Origin of the sequence: Rhodococcus sp. 06-1460-1B (assembly GCF_002258475.1) — a bacterium.
Lineage (GTDB): Bacteria > Actinomycetota > Actinomycetes > Mycobacteriales > Mycobacteriaceae > Rhodococcoides > Rhodococcoides fascians.
This window is the reverse complement of record NZ_NOYS01000017.1, coordinates 1-3,271: the sequence shown is the minus strand read 5'-3', so window position 1 is coordinate 3,271 and position 3,271 is coordinate 1. Positions and strand designations below refer to the sequence as shown.

General features: G+C 54.8%; 1 rRNA gene. It reads left to right on the top strand.

Going from position 1 to position 3,271, the window contains the following annotated elements:
• Nucleotides 1–46: 46 nt before the first annotated feature.
• Nucleotides 47–3,201 (top strand): 23S ribosomal RNA (locus CH268_RS06025).
• The last annotated feature ends 70 nt before the right edge of the window (nucleotides 3,202–3,271 follow it).

The window sequence follows — 3,271 nt, the reverse complement described above, 5'->3', positions numbered from 1 at the left end:
GTGTGTGTGTTGTTTGAGAATTGCACAGTGGACGCGAGCATCTTTGTTGTAAGTAATGAAGAGCGTACGGTGGATGCCTTGGCACCAGGAGCCGATGAAGGACGTAGGAGGCTGCGATAAGCCTCGGGGAGCTGTCAACCGAGCTGTGATCCGAGGGTGTCCGAATGGGGAAACCCAGCACGAGTGATGTCGTGTTACCCGCATCTGAATATATAGGGTGTGTGGAGGGAACGTGGGGAAGTGAAACATCTCAGTACCCACAGGAAGAGAAAACAATAGTGATTCCGTGAGTAGTGGCGAGCGAAAGCGGATGAGGCCAAACTTTGTGCGTGTGATACCCGGCAGGGGTTGCGTATGGAGGGTTGTGGGGTTTGCATTGTCGATTCTGCCGGATCGGCCGACAGTGAGAAATTGTGGTGTTAGTCGAAGTGGTCTGGAACGGCCTGTCGTAGAGGGTGAGAGTCCCGTAGACGAAAACATTGCAACTGTCGTTGTGGATACCCAAGTAGCAGCGGGCCCGTGAAATCTGCTGTGAATCTGTCGGGACCACCCGATAAGCCTGAATACTCCCTGGTGACCGATAGCGGACTAGTACCGTGAGGGAAAGGTGAAAAGTACCCCGGGAGGGGAGTGAAATAGTACCTGAAACCGTGCGCTTACAATCCGTCAAAGCCGTCGAGCAGTTTACTGTTGGTGGTGATGGCGTGCCTTTTGAAGAATGAGCCTGCGAGTTAGTGGCATGTCGCGAGGTTAACCCGTGTGGGGTAGCCGTAGCGAAAGCGAGTCCGAATAGGGCGTATCCACCTTGTGTGGTGTAGTGGCGTGTTCTAGACCCGAAGCGGAGTGATCTACCCATGGCCAGGTTGAAGCGACGGTAAGACGTCGTGGAGGACCGAACCCACTTAGGTTGAAAACTGAGGGGATGAGTTGTGGGTAGGGGTGAAAGGCCAATCAAACTCCGTGATAGCTGGTTCTCCCCGAAATGCATTTAGGTGCAGCGTCACGTGTTTCTCACCGGAGGTAGAGCTACTGGATGGTCTAGGGGGCCTACAAGCTTACCGAAATCAGCCAAACTCCGAATGCCGGTGAGTGAGAGCGTGGCAGTGAGACTGCGGGCGATAAGGTTCGTAGTCGAGAGGGAAACAGCCCAGATCGCCAGCTAAGGTCCCTAAGCGTGTACTAAGTGGAAAAGGATGTGGGGTCGCGAAGACAACCAGGAGGTTGGCTTAGAAGCAGCCACCCTTGAAAGAGTGCGTAATAGCTCACTGGTCAAGTGATCCTGCGCCGACAATGTAGCGGGGCTCAAGTACACCACCGAAGCTGCGGCACTCACACAATAGCCCCATTCAGGTCTGCGGATCTGTGTGCAGGTGTGTGGGTGGGTAGGGGAGCGTCGTGCAGCCATGGAAGCATCGGAGTGATCCAGGTGTGGAGGCTGCGCGAGTGAGAATGCAGGCATGAGTAGCGAAAGACGAGTGAGAAACTCGTCCGCCGAATGACCAAGGGTTCCTGGGCCAGGTTAATCCGCCCAGGGTGAGTCGGGACCTAAGACGAGGCCGACAGGCGTAGCCGATGGACAACGGGTTGATATTCCCGTACCCGTGTAACCGCGCCCATGGTGAATCAGTGACACTAACCACCCTGAATCCATATGACCGATCTCTTTCGAGAGTGAGGCGTGTGGTGGATGCGTGGGACCTGATCTGGTAGTAGCCAAGCGATGGGGTGACGCAGGAAGGTAGCTGGGCCAGTCAGTGGTTGTACTGGTGTAAGCCTGTAGGGCGAACGGTAGGCAAATCCGCCGTTCATACAGCCTGAGAGGTGATGCGTAGCCGATTGAGGCGAATTCAGTGATCCTATGCTGCCGAGAAAAGCCTCTAGTGAGTTGTTACACGGCCCGTACCCCAAACCGACACAGGTGGTCAGGTAGAGAATACTAAGGCGATCGAGATAACTATGGTTAAGGAACTCGGCAAAATGCCCCCGTAACTTCGGGAGAAGGGGGGCCCCTGCCGGTGATCACTCTTGCAGTGTGAGCTGGTGTGGGCCGCAGAGACCAGTGAGAAGCGACTGTTTACTAAAAACACAGGTCCGTGCGAAGTCGTAAGACGATGTATACGGACTGACGCCTGCCCGGTGCTGGAAGGTTAAGAGGACCGGTTAGCTCGTAAGAGCGAAGCTGAGAATTTAAGCCCCAGTAAACGGCGGTGGTAACTATAACCATCCTAAGGTAGCGAAATTCCTTGTCGGGTAAGTTCCGACCTGCACGAATGGCGTAACGACTTCTCAGCTGTCTCAACCATAGACTCGGCGAAATTGCATTACGAGTAAAGATGCTCGTTACGCGCGGCAGGACGAAAAGACCCCGGGACCTTCACTACAGCTTGGTATTGGTGTTCGGTTCGGTTTGTGTAGGATAGGTGGGAGACTGTGAAGCGGTGACGCCAGTTACTGTGGAGTCGTTGTTGAAATACCACTCTGATCGTATTGGATACCTCAACCTCGGACCATGATCTGGTTCAGGGACAGTGCCTGGTGGGTAGTTTAACTGGGGCGGTTGCCTCCTAAAATGTAACGGAGGCGCCCAAAGGTTCCCTCAGCCTGGTTGGCAATCAGGTGTCGAGTGCAAGTGCACAAGGGAGCTTGACTGTGAGACTGACAAGTCGAGCAGGGACGAAAGTCGGGACTAGTGATCCGGCACCGGCAAGTGGAAGCGGTGTCGCTCAACGGATAAAAGGTACCCCGGGGATAACAGGCTGATCTTCCCCAAGAGTCCATATCGACGGGATGGTTTGGCACCTCGATGTCGGCTCGTCGCATCCTGGGGCTGGAGTAGGTCCCAAGGGTTGGGCTGTTCGCCCATTAAAGCGGCACGCGAGCTGGGTTTAGAACGTCGTGAGACAGTTCGGTCTCTATCCGCCGCGCGCGTAAGAAACTTGAGGAAGGCTGTCCCTAGTACGAGAGGACCGGGACGGACGAACCTCTGGTGTGCCAGTTGTTCCACCAGGAGCACCGCTGGTTGGCTACGTTCGGAAGGGATAACCGCTGAAAGCATCTAAGCGGGAAGCCTGTTCCAAGATGAGGTTTCTCACCCCCTCGAGGGGGTAAGGCCCCCGGCAGACCACCGGGTTGATAGGCCAGAACTGGAAGTACAGCAATGTATGCAGGTGACTGGTACTAATAGGCCGAGGACTTACCACAAAGAAGCTACGCGTCCACTGTGCAATATCTGAAACAACACACGAGTTGTTTGATAACACAACCGAATACA